This window comes from Proteus sp. STS61-E, from assembly GCF_040932335.1.
In the GTDB taxonomy this organism is placed as follows: Bacteria; Pseudomonadota; Gammaproteobacteria; order Enterobacterales; family Enterobacteriaceae; genus Proteus; species Proteus mirabilis_B.
Genome location: NZ_JBFQGE010000002.1, coordinates 504,004 through 523,212, shown reverse-complemented (window position 1 = coordinate 523,212; position 19,209 = coordinate 504,004). Strand labels below are relative to the sequence as shown.

The following is a 19,209-nucleotide window of genomic DNA, read 5'->3' as shown; positions in this document are numbered from 1 at the left end:
CCCATTTGACTTCACTTACTGACCCGCCAATTTATTGATTATTCACGATGATAAGGATGGTTTGTGGTAATGCTCCATGCTCGATAAAGGCTTTCTGCAACCACGACACGAACAAGGGGATGTGGCATTGTTAAAGGAGATAAAGACCAGCTTTGTTCAGCCGCAGCTTTACAAGCGGGTGCTAATCCTTCCGGGCCACCAATGAGTAAGCTGACATTTCTACCATCGAGCTTCCATCGATCAAGCTGTTCTGCAAGTTTTGGCGTATCCCAGCGAGCGCCAGGAATATCGAGAGTGACGATACGATTTCCTTTACCTACTGCAGCTAACATCTGTTCACCTTCTTTTTCGAGAATACGTTTAATATCCGCATTCTTTCCTCGCTTGCCTGCGGGGATCTCGATAAGTTCTAAAGGCATGTCTTTGGGGAATCGATTAAGATAATCCATAAAGCCGGTCTGTATCCAGTCCGGCATTTTTGTACCAACGGCAATGAGCTGTAATTTCAAACTCAGCTCCAGAGTTTTTCAAGTTCGTACATACGGCGACTATCTTCTTGCATAACGTGTACCATGGCTTCGCCAAGATCAACGACAATCCAGTCAGAAACGCCTTGTCCTTCAACACCTAAAGGTTGTAATCCCGCTTCGCGGCAATCATCAACGAGATTATCTGCAACTGACATGAGGTGTCTGCTTGATGTACCCGTACAAATAATCATGTAATCAGTTACACTTGATTTTCCACGGACATCTAATGCAATAATGTCTTGAGCTTTAGAATCTTCAAGTTTATCAATAATAAATTGCTGTAATTCAGAACCTTGCAAAAGGATCACCTTTAATCTAATGGGTTGATTCAGTCGAAAAAATAATAAGCGCTATTTTAAAGGAATTTATACCAATAAATCTATTTTACTGGATGATTAATTCTAGTTAGCAATAACAAGAACATAAACCTCATTTTCTTGTTTTTCGACGTTTGATTTAGAAAAATTCATATATGCCCATAAACTGCGTCATAATAAATAACAAAAAGAAGGCAAATAAGAACTTTTCCGTTTAGACGACAGTTTTACCTTACAGTTCCCTTAAGGGAGCAGAGGGTGAGAATAACAGCTAAACCTCGTCTGTCAATGCTCATGAAACACCTAATTAGCGTGTTTTCACTTTGTTAAGTTTAGATTATACAGACTAATACTCATACTTTTTAGTTAGAGAGAAAAAGAATGGAAAGAAAAGAAAATTATCTCGGGTTATCTTCAGAAATTGTGAGTAACACTAATCACCAATTGCAAGAAAAGTTAGCATTGCTTTGCGATACTGTTCAGGCGGAAAAGATAGGTATTATGCAGATAGAGGCTCAAAATAGGGATAACCTGTTGCCGCTTTATGGTTATGTTGGAAAAAGAGGAGACAGCCTTTCCTCACCTCCGAATTTTACTTTACCTCAATTAAATATTGATCAATTTTTACAGCCTATTGCTCTTGACCATTTTCTTACCCAATTTTTCACACTGTTTGATTACCAACAACAGGTTAATCAGTCATTAACTAAAGGGGCTTTAGTTAAATTTCATAGTCGATACAAATATTTAATTATGGCTTATTCACAAGCAGCTTATCGAGAGTTGGGGCATGATATTGCTAATTTTTCTGATACCATTCCCCTTGAAGATGTTGCATCGAAATATCAGGAAAAGCTAATGAAAGCATTTAGTGTTGCAGCAAATAGAGAAGGGCAAACTAATGCGTTAATGCATATGGCTGGATATTTTAAGCGAAATCTAAGTTCACAACAAAAACAAGAAATGACACAGACAATTTTACAATATCGTCAAGGTATTGTGCCTTTATCTAAACCTTATGATTTACTCAAATATTGGTTAGCTGTTTATCCTGATGAATATTTGAGCCATCAACGCTATTTTTCGCCTTATCCGCTCGCTTTTAATTATTTAAGAGAGCAACTTTAGTCTTAATTATTTATAGAGTTGTTGCTGGCGAATATAGTCTTCAACAGAACTTGGTAGTAAATCGTGACAATCTAATCCTGCTTTATGGCGAGCACGAATGTCAGTCGCTGAAATATTATAAAGTGGTGTGTCAGCGAGGAATATTTTACCCGCAGGTAAACAATGAATATCTTCTTGCTGATGAGTTTGATGTTTGGTCAGCCATGTTTGCATTTGCGCTGAGCCAAAATGTGTTTGATAACCAGGACGGGCACAAACTAGTAAATGGCATACGTTCAATAGTTGATCCCACTGATGCCATGTATTAATTGATAGCAATGAGTCTTGACCAATTATAAAAGCCAAAGGTTGCTTATCGCCGATTTCTTTTCTGAAGTCTCTTAATGTCTCAATAGTATAAGAAGGGGTTGGCTTCTCAAGTTCACGAGTGTCGACTTTAAATGAAGAATATGGCTCAAGAGCCAGACGTACCATCTCAAGACGTTGTTGAGAAGACGCCTCTGGTTGAGGGCGATGAGGAGGAATATTGTTAGGTAACCAAATCACTTCTTTTAAACCAATTAATCCGGAAAGGGCTTCAACAGGACGTAAATGCCCATAATGAATAGGATCAAATGTACCACCATATAAAGCAATGGCTTGGTTAATTAAAGGTGTTGAGTGATTGGTTTTAGGCATGATTTACAAATCCTTCTGGCAATGCTTTTCCACAAAGTAATAAGCCCAGAGCACTAAGAGAGGGCCAAACAGTCTGTCCATAATCTTGCTTAATCGTAATTTCAATTGTTGCGAGTAATCGTATGGCTGTCAGCAATTGATGTTCAGATAAACGTTGTAGTGCTGCTGTGAATATTGGGCGTCGGTTTTGCCAAACTCGATGCTTATCGAAAATTGTTTTTAACGAAGCCGTTTTAGATTCTCGATGCAGCGTAATCAACTGCATTAACTCACGTTGTAAAGTTCTGAGTAAAATAACAGGTTCAGAGTCTTCTCTTTTGAGTTGTTGCAAGATATGCCATGCACGTTGTGTTTTCCCTGCAAGTAATGCATCAACCCAGTGATAAGGGGTAAAATGTGACGCATCATTGACCGCCGCTTCTACTCTTGGGAGCGTTAGCTTACCGTCAGGGTACAACAGAGAAAGACGCTCAATGGCTTGTGCTAGTGCCAATAAATTCCCTTCATAACAGTAGCAAAGTAATTGATTACCTTGTTCATCCAGCGCTAATCCTTTTTGTTTTGCTCGTCGCGCAACCCAATTAGGTAATTTATCAAGTTCAGGTGTTAGACAAGAAATATAGGTTCCGTGTTGGCTTAATGTTTTAAACCATTCACTGTTTTCTTGTGCTTTTGTGAGTTTATTGCCACGTAAAATCAACAATAAGTCTTGATGTAATTCTTGCGATAGGCGAGTAAGTTTCTCTGACATCCCTGCATTGGGGCCATTTTCAGGTAAATGCAGTAAAAGAGATTGCCTTTGAGAAAAAAGGCTTAGCGATTGACAAAGCGAGTAAATTTCATTCCAGTCCGTATTATTATCAAGGGTAAATTGATAATGCTCGACAAATCCTTGGGATTTAGCAGCGGATTGAATAGCATCTTGAGACTCTTGGAGTAACAGAGGTTCGTTACCCCAGAGTAGGTAACTTTGGCGCAGCCCCTCTTGGAGCTGCGCATTCAGTTGTTCTGGATATAAGCGGATCATTTGGCGGGTGAGATTATCTGTTTTGCCTGCTCAGCTTGTGCGGCTTTTTGGCGTTCAGCATTGTGAACAACCAATAATTTACGCACTAATATTGCTGTCGCTTGTTCACGCATCTCTTGCTTGATAATGTCATTTTCAGCATCTTTCGCTAATGCTTCTAATGGGTTATCGAAGAATGGGCGTGAAACCTGTGATGAAATTGGGTAAATCGTACCATCAGGCATAATCACTTGTGCATCAAGCACAAATGTTAACTGACGTTCTGCTGATTTACCGTCTTGATACACAGAAACGGTCTCTTTACTTTCAGATGAGCCGACAATTTTAAGAATAGGGATATTTGCTGTTGGATTTTCAACAAGCTGAACACCACTCAATCTAAGTTGCTGACGCATTACACGAGATAATGGGCCATAAGGGTCACCAGAGCTAAGATAAAGCGTTTTTAATTCTGCTGGAACCTGAGTTTTACCTTGAAGGTGAAAACCACAGCCAGCGGTGATTAACACCGCTAAACCGAAAAATAGCGAAAGTAGATATCGCACTAGGCCTCCTTATCAGCCAACAACGATGTTCAGTAATTTTCCTGGAACATAGATGACTTTACGAACAGTCACATCTTCCAAGTATTTAGCAACACTGTACTCTTTTGTCGCCATTTCCTGAACATATTCTTTTTCTGAATTAGCCGGAACAGTGACTCGACCACGCACTTTACCATTCACTTGAACGATGATCAGCTTGGTGTCATCGACCATTGCTTCTTCATCAGCAACAGGCCATGGTGCAACATCAACATCCTCTTTCCCACCTAATGCCTGCCACATAACAAAACAAGCATGAGGGATGATTGGAGAAAGCATACGAACAATGGCTTCTAATGCTTCTTGCATTAAAGCGCGATCTTGTTCTGTTTCTTGTGTTGCACGAGTTAATTTATTCATTAACTCCATAATGGCTGCAATCGCTGTGTTAAAGGCTAAACGACGACCTACGTCATCAGATACTTTCGCGATCGTTTTATGTAAGTCACGACGTAAATCTTTTTGTTCTTCTGTCAGTGCAGAAAGGTCAAGAGACTGTGTCGCTCCTTTTTGAGAATGTTCGTGGACTAAACGCCATAAACGACGTAAGAAGCGGTTTGCACCTTCGACGCTAGATTCCTGCCATTCCAGTGTTAACTCTGGTGGAGCAGCAAACATCATAAATAAACGAACGGTATCTGCACCATAACGTTCAACCATCGTTTGTGGGTCGATACCGTTATTTTTAGATTTAGACATTTTGCTCATGCCAGCATAAGTCAGTTCATGACCTTCACTGTCAGTCGCTTTTATGATGCGGTTTTTCTCATCACGTTCAACGATAGCTTCAGCAGGAGATACCCAATGACGAGCACCATCTTCACCAGTGTGATAGAACGCATCAGCTAATACCATGCCTTGGCACAGTAAGCGTTTTGCCGGTTCATCAGAGTTCACTAAACCTGCATCACGCATCAGTTTATGGAAGAAACGGAAATACATTAAGTGCATGATGGCGTGTTCAATACCACCAATATACCAGTCAACAGGTAACCAATAGTTAGCTGCTTTCGGATCTAACATGCCTTTATCGTAATCTGGGCAGGTATAACGAGCGTAATACCAAGAAGACTCCATAAAGGTGTCAAAAGTATCAGTTTCACGCAGCGCTGGCTGGCCATTGATCGTAGTTTTTGCCCACTCAGGATCTGCTTTGATTGGGCTGGTGATCCCATCCATTGTTACATCTTCTGGCAGGATCACTGGTAGTTGATCTTCAGGAACAGGAACAACAGTACCATCTTCTAAGGTTGCCATTGGAATTGGCGCACCCCAGTAACGTTGACGAGAAACACCCCAGTCACGTAAACGGTAGTTAACTTTACGCTCACCAACACCCATTTGCGCCAGTTTATCTGCAATTGCGTTAAAGCCAGCTTGGTTGTCTAACCCAGAGAATTCACCAGAGTTAATCAGGCTATTTTTCTCGGTTAATGCACCTTCAGATAAGTCAGGTTGATTACCTTCAGCATCTGCAATAACAGCCTTGATTGGTAAGTTGTATTTGGTTGCAAATTCCCAGTCACGTTCATCGTGACCTGGAACTGCCATTACAGCACCTGTGCCGTATTCCATTAATACAAAGTTAGCCACCCAAATAGCGACTTTCTCTTTAGTTAATGGATGAATAGCATACAGACCTGTTGCAATCCCTTTTTTCTCCATTGTTGCCATATCGGCTTCTGCCATTTTCATATTACGGCATTCATCAATGAAGTGTTGAACTTCAGGGTTATTTTGAGCAGCTTTTTGCGCTAATGGGTGACCTGCTGCAACTGCAACATAAGTGACACCCATAAATGTATCTGGACGCGTTGTATAAACGGTCATGGTGTCGTCGCTGTCAGCAACATCAAATTTAATTTCGACACCTTCAGAGCGACCAATCCAGTTACGTTGCATGGTCTTAACTTGTTCTGGCCACTCATCTAACGTATCTAAATCGTTTAACAGCTCTTCAGCATACTCGGTAATTTTGATAAACCACTGTGGAATTTCTTTACGTTCAACAGGGGTATCACAACGCCAGCAACAGCCATCAATAACTTGTTCGTTGGCTAAAACGGTTAAGTCGTGTGGGCACCAGTTAACAGCAGAGGTCTTTTTATAAACTAAGCCTTTTTCATATAACTTAGTAAAGAACCACTGTTCCCAGCGATAATATTCTGGAGTACAAGTAGTGACTTCACGATCCCAATCGTAACCAAAACCCAGTTTTTTTAACTGGTTTTTCATGTAATTGATGTTTTCGTAAGTCCATGGTGCTGGAGCTGTTTTATTTTTTACTGCGGCACCTTCTGCTGGTAAACCGAACGCATCCCAACCAATAGGTTGTAAGACGTTTTTACCTAGCATACGTTGATAACGGGAAATCACGTCACCAATGGTGTAGTTACGGACGTGTCCCATGTGAAGTCGGCCAGAAGGATAAGGTAGCATTGACAGGCAGTAATATTTTTCTTTGTTATTATCTTCTGTCACTTTAAATGTATTGTTCTTTTCCCAGTGTTCCTGGATAGTTTGCTCTATATCTTCGGGACGATATTGTTCTTGCATGGCACCGATAATCCTATGGTGAATTAATGGCTACCGGAGGGTAACCGCTATTATGAAATTAAGACTTGCATAGCATAGCTGATTTTGTCTAATAGCCACAACTATTGATCTCAATGAAAGCCACTGTTTGCATAACTTTTTCAAGACAATTGCGAGATATCTTGGAAAGAGTTAAAGCAAAAAGACAATAAATGCGTATTTTGTGAAAAAATAATAGTGATGTTGCGAGAAAAGAAGATTACTTGATATTTAATTGCGAGGTTAATCGAAATTATTATTTTAGGCTGACGTGCTAAAAAAGCACGTCAGCAGGAGGGATGTGGAGATTAGTGCAGAATTTTAGCGAGGAAATCTTTTGCCCGCGCTGATTTTGGATTATCAAAAAAGTCATTTTTAGGTCTATCTTCTACAATTCGACCTTCATCCATAAAAATAATACGGTCGGCAACTTTTTTAGCAAAACCCATTTCATGGGTTACTACCATCATCGTCATACCCTCATTTGCCAGTTCTACCATTACATCAAGTACTTCATTAATCATTTCAGGATCAAGTGCTGATGTGGGTTCATCAAACAACATTGCAATCGGGTCCATACATAATGCGCGAGCAATGGCGACACGTTGTTGTTGACCACCTGAAAGTTGAGCAGGGTATTTGTTAGCATGACTTGCTAATCCCACACGTTCTAATAGCTTTAATCCTTTCTCTTTTGCGGTAGCTTTCTCTCTATTAAGCACTTTAACTTGTGCCAAGGTAAGATTTTCAATAATAGAGAGGTGAGGGAAGAGTTCAAAATGTTGGAATACCATACCCACTTTTGCTCGTAATTTAGCAAGATCAGTATGTTTATCATTTACTTTGATTTCATTAACAAGGATCTCGCCTTGTTGTATAGGCTCTAAGCCATTCACTGTTTTGATCAGTGTTGATTTACCTGATCCAGAAGGCCCACAGACAACAACAACTTCCCCCTTTTTAACTTCAGTGGAACATTCAGTCAGTACTTGGAACTGACCATACCATTTGGATACGTCTTTTAGGGAAATCATCTAGGTAGTCCTTTTTTTAAGAAAGTTCACTAACATCGAAGCGGCGAAGCTAATGACAAAATAAACAAAACCAGCAAAGAGGATCATCTCAACTTGTGTACCATCTCGCTCTCCAATATTTGCCGCTGTTCTGAAAAAGTCAGTAAGACTTAAAACGTAAACTAAGGAGGTATCTTGGAATAATACAATTCCTTGAGTCAGTAAAAGCGGGATCATGGCTCGAAAGGCTTGAGGTAAGATCACTAAACGCATTGTTTGTGACTTGGTCATACCTAACGCGAGTGAGGCTGAAAATTGCCCTTTGCTAACACTTTGAATGCCTGCTCTTATAATTTCAGAGTAATAAGCCGCTTCAAATAAAGAGAACGCTATCATTGCTGAAATTAAACGGATATCACTTTTCGGTGAAAGTCCTAGAACATTTTGTAATATGTTAGGCACAATTAAATAAAACCACAGTAATACCATGACTAATGGGATAGAACGGAAGGTATTAACATAAGCGGCTGCAAACCAGCTAATAGGTTTAAAGGTAGATAGGCGCATAACAGCAAGCACCGTTCCCCATAAAATACCGACTACAATAGCGGTGATAGTAATTTTTAGCGTGATTGCCATTCCATCGACTAAAAATGGTAGGCTTGGAACAACAGAACTCCAGTCAAATTCGTACATTATTGACCTCCCGTTGTGCCGGGTAAGCGAACGCGTTTTTCAAGCCAATGCATTATTAGCATAATGATGACATTGATAAATACATAGGCAAGTGTGATTGCTGTGAATGATTCATACGCTTTTGCTGAATAGTCGAGCAGTTTATTCGCTTGTGCCGCCATATCAATAAGTCCGATAGTAGAAGCAATCGCTGAGTTTTTTACGAGATTGAGCATTTCGGATGTCATTGGTGGAATAATGACGCGGTATGCATTAGGTAATAAAACATAACGATAGGTTTGGGGTAAAGTTAAGCCCAATGCTAAGCCTGCGGCTTTTTGACCACGAGGTAATGAGTTTATTGCGGCTCTAACTTGCTCACACATACGCGCTGCGGTAAACAAACCTAAGCAGAGTGCTGATGAGACAAAAAATTGCACATTTGGCGCTAAGTCCATTTTAAACCAGTCGCCAATAGATTGAGGCAATAATTCAGGAATGACGAGATACCACGTAAAGAATTGAACAATAAGTGGTACGTTACGGAATAACTCAACATAAACAGTGCCTAAGCTTGAAAGCCACCGATTAGGTACTGTGCGTAAAATTCCGAATAAAGAACCGACAAGAAAAGCGATAACCCAAGCGCATAGAGATAAGGCAATGGTGACTTGGAAGCCAGAAATCAGCCATCCTAAGTATGTGGTGTTTCCGAATGGGGCTTCTTGGAAGAATATCCCCCAATCCCAATCAATCGACATGATTTCACCTCCGGTGAAAAAGAGGGGCAGGGAACGACTGCCCCAAACTTCACTGATCTGTCTGTCCAACAGATACTTTATAATTATTTATTTTGCATCAACTGCTTATGTGTTTTTAGTTCAATGCTTTATCATTTGGTGATGCAAATAATGCTTTCATTTCATCAGAGATGGTGAATTCTAAGTTAAGATTTTTAGGTGGGATTGGTGCATTAAACCAGCGACTGAACGATTTTTCTGCTTCACCTGATTTTTGTGCTTTAGCGATAGTTTCATCAATTAACGCTTTGAATTGAGTGTCATCTTTACGCAACATACAACCATATGCTTCTTCAGATTGTGGGGTTCCTACAATTTCCCACTCACCCGGTTTTTTCGCTTTAGCACGTTCACCAGCCAGTAATGCATCATCCATCATAAAGGCAACAGCACGACCTGATTCAAGTGTACGGAATGAGTCTCCATGATCTTTTGCGCTGATAATGCGCATATTCATCTTTTTCTCATCATTTAACTTGTTGAGTAACATTTCAGATGTTGTTCCTGATGTTACAACAACGTTTTTACCGGACAGGTCAGCGAAATCTTTAATTCCACTGTCTTTTTTCGCCAGTAAACGTGTACCTACGATGAAAATAGTATTAGAGAAACTAGCTTGTTGCTGACGAGCTTCATTGTTGGTTGTTGAGCCACACTCAAAATCAAATGTGCCATTTTGTAATAATGGAATACGATTCTGAGAAGTAATAGGAATGAGGCGAACTTGTAAGTTTGGTTTGCCTATTTTGTCTTTCACAGCCTGTACAATGAGGTTGGAATAGTCTTGAGAATAGCCAACCACTTTTTGTTGATTATCATAGTAAGAGAAAGGAACAGAGGATTCTCTGTGTCCAACGATGATAATATCGTTGTCATTGATTTTCTTTAAGGTTCCAGTGAGTTCTTCTGCCTGCACAGCTCCTGCAGCCCCTAAGATCATTAATGATAATGCTAGTTTACGCATGCGCATAATAACTCCTGTCGTGGTGATAAGTGATATTTATGTTTTGCTTTGTGTTGCTTTTTTGTTTTAATTTGTTTTGATAATGTTAATAGATAGAACAAATAACATACTGTTGGGAAGTACAATTTGTGAAATACGAGAGGTATCTCCCAATAAAAGAATGAAATCAAATGTAGTTGATTATTTTTTTGGAAGTTGTTTTCAATATTTAAAATTATTGTAGTAGAAACCTTATAGAAATAAAGGTTAAAGATGAAAAATGGAGATAATACGAAAAATAAACTCAGTAGGGATTTGTAAAGTTTGTCTTAAGGAGTTGTTTGTCTGTGGATTACCGTTAAGATAGCGGGTCATATTGATGAGGAACATCTATGAGTAATTGGCGGTCAGGTCGCTGGCTAGTGGTGATAACAGTTTTGCTGATCTTGTGTTGTATTGTTCAGCGTTCATTAGGTGCCCACATCATTAGTGAGCGCTTAGCAACGGCTGTCTCTCAAACACAATACCCACTATCAACACCGATTGCCGATGAGAATAGCGCAACAGAGCACACCTATTCACTGTCTACCTGTGAATTGAGCGCCAAATCATTATTATCTGTTCCTCCATTAACAATAGAGCCATTTTTCCATTCATGGGCAGTATTGCTATTGTTAAGCATGGCTGCCATCTATGTGTCGCGTCAGCGTAATCAGAAAAAACATCATCATCCACCTCCTCCAATCAGACTTCACCTTCATTATTGTATTTTGAGGGATTAGAAATTTCCTTTTAGCTAAAAGATTGCGCGTCTATTTTGGGCGTGGCTCTATGTGTAGCGTTGTAGGAATTTTTAGGGAGTTGTTATGTTTCGTTCTTTTGCTATGGCGTTGATATTAACGCTATTTACTTTATCTACCTCTCAAGCAGCAGATACAGGCTGGCTAACCATGCCTGATAATTCTCATGCACAAGTTAGGGCGACAGCACAAAAGTCCCCAACAGGTGACGTGAAAGTTTTACTTGAGGTACAGCTTGAGTCTGGATGGAAAACGTATTGGCGTTCTCCTGGAGAAGGCGGCGTTGCCCCTGAAATTAATTGGTCGCAAGATGTAAGTGCAATAACTTGGCATTGGCCATCACCTTCAGCTTTTGATGTGGCGGGTATTCACACTCAAGGCTATGACAAACAAGTTGTTTTTCCTATTGAACTATCCTCTGTTCAGGCTGATCGTTTAACGGGAGTTTTAACTTTATCGACATGTAGTAATGTCTGTATTTTGACTGACTACACTTTAGATTTGGATCTTACTGAACCTGTGCCTGCTGATTTTGAATGGCAATATAATCAGGCAATGGCAAAAATTCCTGTTGGAACAGGATTAGTATCATCAGTTTCTTCTGGTTATAACAATAGCCAACTCACTATCTCTTTACAAAAAGAGCAAGGTGCTTGGGTTAAACCTAATATTTACCTCGATCCCCCTGAAGGTATGCTTTATGGCATTCCAAAATTAAATCATCAAGATAAAAATCTATTTGTCACCGTTGATGTGACTGATGATTGGGGAGATGCTGCTGGTGATATCTCAGGTAAGGTGCTTTCTTTTGTTATTACTGACCAAGATTTTTCTCGTCAAGTTAATGACACGATAGGGCATGGCGGAGCGGAGATTGCTCCTACTTCCAATTCAGGTGTTGGGCTTTGGAGTATTCTTGCTTTTGCGCTATTAGGTGGCTTAATTCTGAATTTGATGCCTTGTGTATTACCTGTACTTGCGATGAAAATGGGATCAATTCTACATCTTGAAAATCGCGATAAAGGGGTTATTCGCAAGCAATTTTCTGTTTCTGTTCTAGGCATCTTAGTTTCATTTTGGGCGCTAGCTCTGTTTATGACAGGCTTACGTTATAGCCAAGAAGCCTTAGGCTGGGGAATTCAATTCCAAAGTCCTTGGTTTATTGGTTTTATGGTATTAGTTACTGCTATTTTTACTGCGAATCTCTTTGGATTATTTGAACTGCGTTTAAGTAGCAATATAAATACTAAAATGGCAACAGCAGGTGGGCAAGGATATAGCCGACATTTTTGGGAAGGTGCATTTGCGACGCTACTCGCAACACCTTGTTCAGCACCATTTTTAGGAACAGCGGTTGCTTATGCACTTATTGCGCCACTAAATGAACTATGGCTTATTTTTACCGCTCTAGGGATTGGAATGAGTTTGCCTTGGATCTTAGTGGCTATATTCCCATCTATCGCTAAAGCGCTACCAAAACCGGGCAAATGGATGAATCGCCTAAGAGTGGTTTTAGGTTTTATGATGTTATTGTCCAGTATTTGGCTAATTACATTACTTATTCCGCATCTAGGATTGCCAATCGTTATGGCTATTTTTATTGCCATTACTCTGCTGTTATTGTTTGCGATAGCACGGCATTATGGCAAAAAAACGGTATTTATTTCAGCCGTTATTGCTCTATTTTTAGGTACGGGTACTTACTTGTTTGTGGAACAACCAGCAAGCCAAACACTCGCAGGTCAAGATTCGATAAATTGGCAACCTTTATCAGAAGAAGCGATACACCAAGCATTAGCAGATAATAAACGTGTATTTGTCGATGTAACAGCAGATTGGTGTGTAACCTGCAAAGCAAACAAATACAATGTATTATTGCGAGAAGAGATCCAGGCTGCACTTTCAGCGCCAGATGTTGTCGCATTAAGAGGGGATTGGACTAAACCCTCTGATAAAATCACTCAGTTTTTAAAACAACGTGGTCAAGTTGCAGTACCTTTTAACCAAGTTTATGGACCTTGCCATAAAGATGGCGTGGTTTTACCTCCTATTTTAAATAAAGATTCAACATTGACAGTTCTTTCAGAGGCTAAAGGAGCCCAATAATGAAAAAAACACTTTCTGCACTGGTTATCTCTTCGTTACTTTTTGGTGCAAATGTGCAAGCTGCGGCATTAAGTGCTGATCAGGAAAAAGAAGTTCGCGCGCTGGTTCGTGATACGTTGATCAAAAATCCAGAAATTCTGGAAGAAGCTATCACTGCATTACAAGCACAAAAAGCAGATGAGCAACAAGCTCAATTCCGTACGGCATTAAATGCAGAGCATGACGCATTATATAACGATGCAGCAAGTCCTCGAATTGGTGCAAAAGACGCTAAGTTAGTGTTGGTTTCTTTTACTGATTATAACTGCCCTTACTGCAAACGCTTCGATCCATTATTAGAACAAATCACAAAAGATTATCCTGAAGTTGCCGTGGTGATTAAGCCTCTGCCATTTAAAGGTGAAAGTTCTGCAAAAGCTTCTCAAGCTGTACTTTCAGTTTGGAAAGAAGATCCAAAAGCATTCTTAGCATTACACCAACGTTTAATGCAGAAGAAAACAATGCTAGATAATGCAAGTATTGATGATGCAATGAAAACAACCAATACAAGCAAAGTGAAATTAACGGATGAAAGCTTAAAAGCGTTACAAAATAACTTAGATCTTTCTCGTAAATTAGGTATTCAAGGTACACCTGCAACTGTTGTTGGCGATATGGTTATCCCGGGTGCCGTTGATTACGCTCAGTTAGAAGTGATTGTAAAAGAGCAACTGGCTAAAGTGAAAAAATAATGCGTAGTCGCTTACGAAAGTGGAGTAAAGAACTGATTGTTCTGGTTGTCATTTTCGTTATAGCTTCTTTTGCAATGGATTGGTGGCGACAACCTACGCCACCCTCCTTAACGAATTTACCTGAACTTTATACTGTTGATAATAAAGTTGTTTCATTGACTGAATTGAGTGCTGAAAAGCCCTTGTTAATCTATTTTTGGGCAACTTGGTGTGGGGTTTGTAAACTAACAACACCCGCAGTAAATTCGTTAGCGCAAGATGGTTATAACGTGACATCTGTTGCGATCCGTTCTGGTGATAACGCGAAATTAGAGCGCGGTATCCAATCTAAAGGACTGGTTTTTCCTGTAATAAATGATAGTCGAGGGGATATTTCTCAACAGTGGGAAATTAGTGCAACACCTTCATTTGTTATTGTTTATAAAGGTGAAATGGTCGGCTTTACCAGTGGTTGGTCATCTTCGTGGGGATTAAAACTACGTTTATGGTGGGCTTCTATCTAAATCAGCCATCAGAATTTTAGTAAAGAAAAAAGGGTACCGGGTAAGCTGACAATAAAATAGATTATTTCATAAATAATATTTTTACGTCTGCGTTCAATTTTTGCTTCTTCGGTATTTTGGGCAATTAATGCCTTTTCATCGGCAATGCGTTTTGCAGTATTAATATGTATTGGCACAATATTAATAGGAATAACGGTTTGGTTATTTTTATTAGCGGAGGTTAATTGAGCTAATGTCCAGCCATATTGATGTTGTTTATTCCCAAACGCATTTTGCTGAATAACATAACCGTAATGATCTTTACGAAAACCTTTTTCTTCGTTATCGCTGGAAATTTTATGTGCATATTGCCAATAAGATTGAATATTTACAGGTGACTGAATTAATTGGGATAGAGCTGGTGGTTCAAGTGGAGTGACATTAACGCGTTTAGACTCGGCCTCTTGTTTTTGTTGATCGGTAACCGCTGTTTTCCAATGCACAGGTACAATGGTTTTATCTTCAATAAGTTGGCTAATTGACTCTGGTTGTTTTGATAATACCCAACCAAATTCATGTTCTTGTTGATTGAACATTTGGCGTTGGAGCCATTTATTTTCTTTATCCGTACGAAAGCCCTTTGTTTCATTATCTGCTGATATTTCTTTAGCTCTTTGCCAAATGACATCAAGAATATGTTCAGGATAATTTTCCATAAAAAAGCTCTCTTATTAGAAAAAGCCCAACCTAATTAATATTAACTTAATAGGGTTGGGCTTTATTCATCTTAATTACGGCGTTTAATAAATGCGATGGTAAAAAATAATCCAACCAATATCCACAATGGTGTATTACCCCATTTGTAATAAGGGGTTAACCCAGTTGTTGGTGTAATTTTTTCCGCTAAAGCACCTTCTTCAAATTGAGGAAGTTGAGAGATTACATCACCATTGGCAGCAATAAATGCGGTGATACCGTTATTTGTCGAGCGTAATAATGGTCTTCCTAACTCTAGAGAACGCATTCTTGCCATTTGGAAGTGTTGCCAAGGACCAATTGAATTACCAAACCACGCATCATTAGAAATCGTTAATAAGAACCGTGTATCTGGTTTGAAATTAGCGCGAACTTGCTCACCTAAAATAATTTCGTAGCAAATAGCTGCGGTTATTTTGGCATCATTAACAGTAAGCTGAGGTTGTACATATTCACCTTGGCTTAATGATGACATCGGCAAATTAAAGAAAGGCGCAAGTGGGCGTAAGAGTGATTCTAATGGTACATATTCGCCAAAAGGAACAAGGTGATGCTTATTATAGCGATCTGTTGCTGGATATTGATAAGCATAGTGTTCACCTAATGTGATGACACTATTGTAGAAACGATAGCCTTCTAATGTCGGTCGAGCATCAATAATCCCTGTCATTAAATGGGTATCTTGCTCTCTTAATTGTTTATCTAATTCTGCTAAAAAGTTTTGCTGTTGAATTTCAACATCAGGGATCGCAGATTCAGGCCAAATAATGAGATTTGCATTACCAATAAAAGGGCGACTCAAGGTGAGATAGGTTTTTAATGTGCTCTCTAATGTACCCGGTTCCCATTTTAAAGATTGTGCGATATTACCTTGGATTAATGCAATTTCTTGCGTTTCATCAGGCAAAGGTTGATACCACTGATAGGATTTAAAGCTAATAGGTAATATTAATAAAAGCAGTGCAACCACAAGGCTGTAAATTGATTTACGATAGATTGTAAATGCAATTAATCCACTAATAACGGTTAAAAGCAGCGTTATCATGGTGACACCAAAAATAGGTGCAATACCTTTTAATGGGCCATCAATCTGGCTATAACCAAACTGTAACCATGGAAAGCCTGATAATACCCAACCTCTTAAAAATTCGGTAATTTGCCATAGCGCAGGGGCTGCAAATACAAACCGCCAGAGTGTTGGTTTGGGAAAAAACTTATTCAGTGATCCTGCAAATAACAGTGTGTAGAGTGATAAATAGAGTGCTAATAAAATCACTAAAAAGATATTTATCGCAAACGGCATACCACCAAAATCAGCGATACTGACGTAAACCCAATTTACACCGCTACCAAATAACCCAAATCCCCAAGCAAAACCAAGGAATGCACCTTGGCGAGTTGTGCGGTGAGTGATTATCAGTAATAAGCCGAGTAGTGAAATTAACGCCGCAGGCCAAAAATCAAATGGGGAAAATGCTAATGTGCCAATGGCACCGAAAAAAACCGCCAGAAGGGCGCGAACCCACTGGCGGTTTAAGAAAGAGATCTTATTCATTGATATCCTATGCATCATTACCTAGTTCAGGAATTGGCGCATCATCGGGGATATGCACATAAACCTGAATGATCTTACGGCTATCTGCCATAACAACTTTAAATTGGTAATTATCAATGGTAATAGTTTCACCACGAGCAGGAAGGTGACCAAAGGCTTGCATAACTAAACCGCCAATTGTATCAACTTCTTCATCGCTGAAATGTGTACCGAACGCTTCATTGAAATCTTCTATCTGGGTTAAAGCTCGAACTGAGTAAGCGTGACGACTTAACGGACGAATATCAATGTCATCCTCATCATCATACTCATCTTCAATTTCGCCTACGATAAGCTCAAGAATATCCTCAATTGTGACGAGCCCAGATACGCCTCCGAATTCATCGATCACAATCGCCATATGATAGCGTTGAGAGCGGAACTCTTTTAATAGGCGATCAACCCGTTTGCTTTCAGGCACAACGACAGCAGAGCGTAAGACTTTATCCATACTAAATGGCTCTGCGTCAGTACGCATAAATGGCAGTAGATCTTTCGCCATTAATAAGCCTTCAATATGATCTTTGTCTTCGCTAATGACTGGGAAACGGGAATGTGCTGAGTCAATAATCACATCTAAACATTCATCAAGGGTTTGATTGCGTTTTAGTGTGACGATTTGAGAGCGAGGGATCATAATGTCCCGAACGCGTTGTTCAGCAATATCCATTACCCCTTCAAGCATGTCGCGGGTGTCAGGATCAATTAATTCTTTCTGTTCAGAATCGCGGATAAGCTCCATCAGATCATCACGGTTTTTAGGTTCACCGTGGAACCACTGATTAAGCAGTGTGAGAAACCCTTTCTTAGGACCAGGGTTATCGTTACTCGAAGATTGGTCGTCGCTCATGGCGTTTTAACTATTTTTCCTCATTGAATGGTTAATTAGATATAGTATTTATCATAAAAATAAGAGAACTGTTACTCTTTTTCAATCAAATAGGGATCTGCATAACCTAAATTTTGTAAGATTTCTGTCTCTAAACCTTCCATTTCTTCGGCTTCATCATCTTCAATATGATCATAGCCCAAAAGATGCAGACATCCATGAATAACCATGTGTGCCCAATGCTCTTCAACAGTCTTACTTTGTTCAACCGCCTCTTTTTCTACTACTTGACGGCAAATAATCAAATCACCTAATAGAGGCAATTCAATTTCAGGCGGAGCCTCAAAGGGAAAAGAAAGCACGTTAGTCGGTCTGTCTTTTCCACGATAAGTGAGATTCAGTTCGTGACTTTCTGCTTCATCAACAATGCGAATAGTCACTTCACTTACAGGTTGAAACTGCGGTAATACCGCTTCCAACCATGTCATAAATTGGGCTTCAGTAGGAAGCCCTTGCGTATTTTCACTTGCTACTTGTAAATCAAGGATAACTTCACTCATGATTTTCTCTCTGAAGCTTCTCTTTTTCTGCTTTGATAGCTTGGCGGCGTTTTTGATCTTCCGTTTCCCAAGCTTCATAGGCGATAACAATTTTGGCAACCACAGGATGGCGAACAACGTCTTCACTGTGGAAAAAGTTAAAACTTAAGTCATTGACATCAGATAAAACTTCAATGGCATGACGTAAGCCTGATTTATTGCCTCTTGGCAGGTCAATCTGGGTAATATCCCCAGTAACAACCGCTTTAGAGTTAAAGCCAATACGCGTTAAGAACATTTTCATCTGTTCGATGGTGGTGTTTTGGCTTTCATCAAGAATGATAAAGGCGTCATTTAATGTGCGCCCACGCATATAGGCGAGAGGCGCGACTTCAATGACATTACGCTCTATTAGTTTCTCAACTTTTTCAAAACCTAACATCTCAAATAACGCATCATAAAGTGGTCGTAAATAGGGATCGACTTTTTGACTTAAATCGCCCGGTAAAAAGCCCAGTTTTTCACCGGCTTCAACCGCAGGACGTGTTAATAAAATACGACGTACTTCTTGACGTTCTAGAGCATCAACAGCGGCAGCAACAGCCAGATAAGTTTTCCCTGTACCGGCAGGCCCAATACCAAAAGTAATATCATGGGTCTGGATATTGGCAATATATTGTGCCTGATTTGGTGTACGAGGTTTTATCACACCTCGCTTAGTTCGAATATTGGTCGATTTCCCAAATTCAGGAACATGCTCATCACTTTGCTCAAGCACACGGCTTTCTTTGATTGCTAGGTGAATTTGTTCAGGGTCGATATCGGGGATCACGCCTTTAATTGGCGAGGTTTCCACATACAGGCGACGTAAAATACCTGTGGCTGCATTGACACACAATGATTTTCCCGTGAGTTTAAAACGGTTATCACGATGATTAATCTCGATACCTAAACGGCGCTCAAGTTGCTTAATATTATCGTCAAATGGACCACATAGGCTCATTAAACGGGCATTGTCAGCTGGCTCTAAGAAGATTTCTTGGGTCGCTACCTGTGCATGTGCTATTACTGTCACTGATTATCCTTTTATTAAATCTGATCAA

General features: G+C 39.8%; 20 protein-coding genes. 5 read left to right on the top strand and 15 right to left on the bottom strand.

Features of this window, described 5'->3' with window-relative positions; genetic code table 11:
* Positions 1-38: 38 nt before the first annotated feature.
* Together rlmH and rsfS are read right to left on the bottom strand one after the other, a co-directional pair.
* Positions 39-509: a 23S rRNA (pseudouridine(1915)-N(3))-methyltransferase RlmH gene (gene rlmH / locus AB4J89_RS08225; protein WP_004246050.1), complete on the bottom strand. Its 471-nt coding sequence runs from the start codon at positions 507-509 to the stop codon at positions 39-41.
* Between the two features lie 2 nt (positions 510-511).
* Positions 512-838 carry a ribosome silencing factor gene (rsfS, locus tag AB4J89_RS08220; RefSeq protein WP_006537732.1) on the bottom strand — a complete coding sequence of 109 codons (327 nt, stop codon included), beginning with the start codon at positions 836-838 and terminating at the stop codon, positions 512-514.
* 390 nt (positions 839-1,228) lie between these two features.
* Between rsfS and AB4J89_RS08215 the strand changes: the two genes are divergently transcribed.
* A complete protein-coding gene (locus tag AB4J89_RS08215) occupies positions 1,229-1,975 on the top strand; it encodes a DUF1722 domain-containing protein (RefSeq protein ID WP_349473131.1) in 747 nt (248 codons plus the stop codon).
* A gap of 6 nt (positions 1,976-1,981) precedes the next feature.
* Here the strand turns inward: AB4J89_RS08215 and nadD are convergent, their stop codons facing one another.
* From nadD to AB4J89_RS08175, 8 genes are all read right to left on the bottom strand, one after another.
* On the bottom strand, positions 1,982-2,653 hold the full coding sequence (gene nadD, locus AB4J89_RS08210) for a nicotinate-nucleotide adenylyltransferase (protein ID WP_368468862.1): 672 nt from the start codon (positions 2,651-2,653) through the stop codon (positions 1,982-1,984).
* Positions 2,646-3,680 carry a DNA polymerase III subunit delta gene (gene holA / locus AB4J89_RS08205; protein WP_368468861.1) on the bottom strand — a complete coding sequence of 345 codons (1,035 nt, stop codon included), beginning with the start codon at positions 3,678-3,680 and terminating at the stop codon, positions 2,646-2,648. The genes nadD and holA overlap by 8 nt, the downstream gene beginning before the upstream one ends.
* Positions 3,677-4,225, bottom strand: a complete 549-nt coding sequence (lptE, locus tag AB4J89_RS08200; RefSeq protein ID WP_088493449.1) for an LPS assembly lipoprotein LptE — start codon at positions 4,223-4,225, stop codon at positions 3,677-3,679. Before lptE ends, holA begins: the two co-directional genes overlap by 4 nt.
* Before the next feature lie 12 nt (positions 4,226-4,237).
* On the bottom strand, positions 4,238-6,820 hold the full coding sequence (leuS, locus tag AB4J89_RS08195; protein WP_194952036.1) for a leucine--tRNA ligase: 2,583 nt from the start codon (positions 6,818-6,820) through the stop codon (positions 4,238-4,240).
* 326 nt (positions 6,821-7,146) lie between these two features.
* The gene (locus tag AB4J89_RS08190) at positions 7,147-7,872 is read right to left on the bottom strand and encodes an amino acid ABC transporter ATP-binding protein (RefSeq protein WP_088493447.1); all 726 of its coding nucleotides are present in this window, start codon (positions 7,870-7,872) and stop codon (positions 7,147-7,149) included.
* The gene (gene gltK / locus AB4J89_RS08185; RefSeq protein ID WP_006537724.1) at positions 7,873-8,547 is read right to left on the bottom strand and encodes a glutamate/aspartate ABC transporter permease GltK; all 675 of its coding nucleotides are present in this window, start codon (positions 8,545-8,547) and stop codon (positions 7,873-7,875) included. It abuts the gene before it with no gap.
* Complete coding sequence (locus AB4J89_RS08180; protein WP_069370058.1) at positions 8,547-9,287, bottom strand: amino acid ABC transporter permease; 741 nt, start codon at positions 9,285-9,287, stop codon at positions 8,547-8,549. Before AB4J89_RS08180 ends, gltK begins: the two co-directional genes overlap by 1 nt.
* A 115-nt stretch (positions 9,288-9,402) precedes the next feature.
* Complete coding sequence (locus AB4J89_RS08175; RefSeq protein ID WP_088493446.1) at positions 9,403-10,296, bottom strand: amino acid ABC transporter substrate-binding protein; 894 nt, start codon at positions 10,294-10,296, stop codon at positions 9,403-9,405.
* A 365-nt stretch (positions 10,297-10,661) separates the two neighbouring features.
* Between AB4J89_RS08175 and AB4J89_RS08170 the strand changes: the two genes are divergently transcribed.
* From AB4J89_RS08170 to AB4J89_RS08155, 4 genes are all read left to right on the top strand, one after another.
* Positions 10,662-11,051, top strand: a complete 390-nt coding sequence (locus tag AB4J89_RS08170) for a metal resistance protein (RefSeq protein WP_088493445.1) — start codon at positions 10,662-10,664, stop codon at positions 11,049-11,051.
* Between the two features lie 84 nt (positions 11,052-11,135).
* The gene (locus AB4J89_RS08165; protein WP_088493444.1) at positions 11,136-13,175 is read left to right on the top strand and encodes a protein-disulfide reductase DsbD; all 2,040 of its coding nucleotides are present in this window, start codon (positions 11,136-11,138) and stop codon (positions 13,173-13,175) included.
* On the top strand, positions 13,175-13,906 hold the full coding sequence (locus AB4J89_RS08160) for a DsbA family protein (RefSeq protein WP_023581150.1): 732 nt from the start codon (positions 13,175-13,177) through the stop codon (positions 13,904-13,906). The genes AB4J89_RS08165 and AB4J89_RS08160 overlap by 1 nt, the downstream gene beginning before the upstream one ends.
* A complete protein-coding gene (locus AB4J89_RS08155) occupies positions 13,906-14,409 on the top strand; it encodes a protein disulfide oxidoreductase (RefSeq protein ID WP_088493443.1) in 504 nt (167 codons plus the stop codon). Before AB4J89_RS08160 ends, AB4J89_RS08155 begins: the two co-directional genes overlap by 1 nt.
* Before the next feature lie 8 nt (positions 14,410-14,417).
* Here AB4J89_RS08155 and AB4J89_RS08150 read toward each other — a convergent pair whose 3' ends face one another.
* The 5 genes from AB4J89_RS08150 to AB4J89_RS08130 form a co-directional block, all read right to left on the bottom strand.
* On the bottom strand, positions 14,418-15,104 hold the full coding sequence (locus AB4J89_RS08150) for a hypothetical protein (RefSeq protein ID WP_088493442.1): 687 nt from the start codon (positions 15,102-15,104) through the stop codon (positions 14,418-14,420).
* 71 nt (positions 15,105-15,175) lie between these two features.
* The gene (lnt, locus tag AB4J89_RS08145; protein WP_088493441.1) at positions 15,176-16,699 is read right to left on the bottom strand and encodes an apolipoprotein N-acyltransferase; all 1,524 of its coding nucleotides are present in this window, start codon (positions 16,697-16,699) and stop codon (positions 15,176-15,178) included.
* Positions 16,700-16,706: 7 nt separating this feature from the next.
* Positions 16,707-17,588 (bottom strand): CNNM family magnesium/cobalt transport protein CorC, encoded by an 882-nt coding sequence (corC, locus tag AB4J89_RS08140; RefSeq protein WP_023581153.1) that lies wholly within the window; start codon positions 17,586-17,588, stop codon positions 16,707-16,709.
* 71 nt (positions 17,589-17,659) lie between these two features.
* Positions 17,660-18,127 carry an rRNA maturation RNase YbeY gene (gene ybeY / locus AB4J89_RS08135; protein WP_075671597.1) on the bottom strand — a complete coding sequence of 156 codons (468 nt, stop codon included), beginning with the start codon at positions 18,125-18,127 and terminating at the stop codon, positions 17,660-17,662.
* On the bottom strand, positions 18,120-19,181 hold the full coding sequence (locus AB4J89_RS08130) for a PhoH family protein (protein ID WP_088493440.1): 1,062 nt from the start codon (positions 19,179-19,181) through the stop codon (positions 18,120-18,122). Before AB4J89_RS08130 ends, ybeY begins: the two co-directional genes overlap by 8 nt.
* Positions 19,182-19,209: the final 28 nt, after the last annotated feature.